The organism is Streptosporangium sp. NPDC000239, from assembly GCF_040300765.1.
Lineage (GTDB): Bacteria > Actinomycetota > Actinomycetes > Streptosporangiales > Streptosporangiaceae > Streptosporangium.
In genome coordinates this window covers 1-1855 of the sequence record NZ_JBEPEI010000047.1, presented here as the reverse complement: position 1 = coordinate 1855, position 1855 = coordinate 1, and the positions used below count along the sequence as shown (strand labels likewise).

Below are 1855 nucleotides of genomic sequence, written 5' to 3'. Positions count from 1 at the left end.
GTCCGCTTCCACGACGCCCTCACCACCGCCGCACCCACCACCGACCTCTTCCTCGAACTCGGCCCCGACCCCGTCCTCACCACCTTCGCCACCGAAACCACCCCCACCGTCCCGGCGCTACCCACCCTGCGCCGCAACCGGCCCGAACCCATCACCGCCCTCACCGCAGCCGCCCACCTCCACACCAACGGCACCCACATCGACTGGACCGCCACCCTCACCGGACAGCCCAGGACCGTCGACCTGCCCACCTACGCCTTCCAGCGGGAACGGCTGTGGGCGCAGCCCCCCGTGGACCTGCCGCGTGACGTGGCGGGGCTGGGGCTCGGCGCGGCGGAGCATCCGCTGCTCGGGGCGGCGGTTCCGCTCGCGGACGGTGCGGGAACCGTTCTGACCGGCCGTCTGTCGCTGGCCACCCATCCCTGGCTGGCCGACCACGCGGTCTTCGACACGGTCATCGTCCCGGGCACCGCCTTCGTCGAACTGGCGGTCCACGCGGCCGACGTGACCGGTCTCGACACGATCGAGGAACTCGTCCTGCACACGCCGCTGGTCCTCACCGCCCGCGACGCCGTACAGCTGCAGGTCGTCGTCACCGGCTCCCAGGGGAGCGCCGTGGAGATCTACTCCCGTCCCGGTGACGGCTCCGGGGAGTGGACCCACCACGCCAGTGCGACCCTGACCGAGGGCGGCCCCCGGGAGGAGGCGGCCGACCTGACGGTGTGGCCGCCGGTCGGCGCGGAGCCGGTCGAGGTGGGGACGGTCTATCCGGTCCTCGACGAGGCGGGGCTGCGGTACGGCCCGGCGTTCCGGGGGTTGCGTGCCGCCTGGCAGCGCGGCGAGGAGTTGTTCGCCGAGGTCGCCCTGCCGGAGCCGTACGCGCAGGACGCGGCCGGCTTCGGGGTGCATCCCGCGTTGCTGGACGCCGCGGTGCACCTGCCCGCGCTGCGGGGGCTGGCCGACGTGCCGGAGGGCGGCAACCGGTTGCCGTTCGCCTGGAACGGCGTACGGCTGCACGCCTCCGGCGCGACCACGTTACGGGTCCGGGTGGTGATGTCTGATTCGGGGTCGTTGACCCTGTACGCGGCCGACGCCACGGGGGCGCCCGTCGTCTCGATCGACGCGCTCGTCGCCCGGCTCGTCTCGGCGGATCAGCTGAGGGAGGCGGGGCCCGCCACGGAGAGCGGCCTGTTCCGGGTCGAGTGGTCCGAGTTGGCTCCGGGGGTTCCCGGACGTCAGGCCTGGGCCGTACTCGGGGATCGGCAGCTGTACGACGGGCTCAGGGAGACCGGGGTGACCGCCTCACTCTTCGCCGACCTGGACTCGCTGACCGACGCCGTTTCCGCCGGGGAGCCCGTCCCGGCCTTCGTCGTGCTCGCGGTCTCTCCTCAGGACGATCCGGTGGCCGGGGCGCACGACAACGCGGAACGGGTGCTGGCCGTACTGCGGGAGTGGGTCGAACGGTGGGACGACGGACGGCTGCTGGTCCTGACCAGCGGCGCCGTCACCACGGGCGAGGAGCCCTCCGACCTGTCCACCGCCCCGGTCTGGGGGCTGACCCGTTCGGCGCAGGTGGAGCATCCGGGGCGGGTACTGCTGGCGGACCTGGACGGCGCGGCGTCGTCGCTGGAGGGGCTGCCGTCGGCGGTCGCCGCGGCGGTGGCCGCCGAGGAACCGCAGTTCGCGGTGCGCGCGGGGGTGGCCCTCGCTCCCCGGCTGGTTCCTCTGCGTGTCCCCGAGGTCTCCGAGGGGCTCGGGCTGGATCCTGAGGGGACGGTGTTGATCACCGGCGGCCTCGGCACCCTCGGCACCACCATCGCCCGCCACCTCGTCACCACCCACAACATCCGACACC

The 1855-nt window shown here is 73.6% G+C and carries 1 protein-coding gene; it reads left to right on the top strand.

Translation table 11 applies throughout. From position 1 onward, the window contains the following. Positions 1 to 1855: SpnB-like Rossmann fold domain-containing protein (locus ABT340_RS42360; RefSeq protein WP_352016610.1), on the top strand; the 1855-nt coding region annotated here is incomplete at both ends.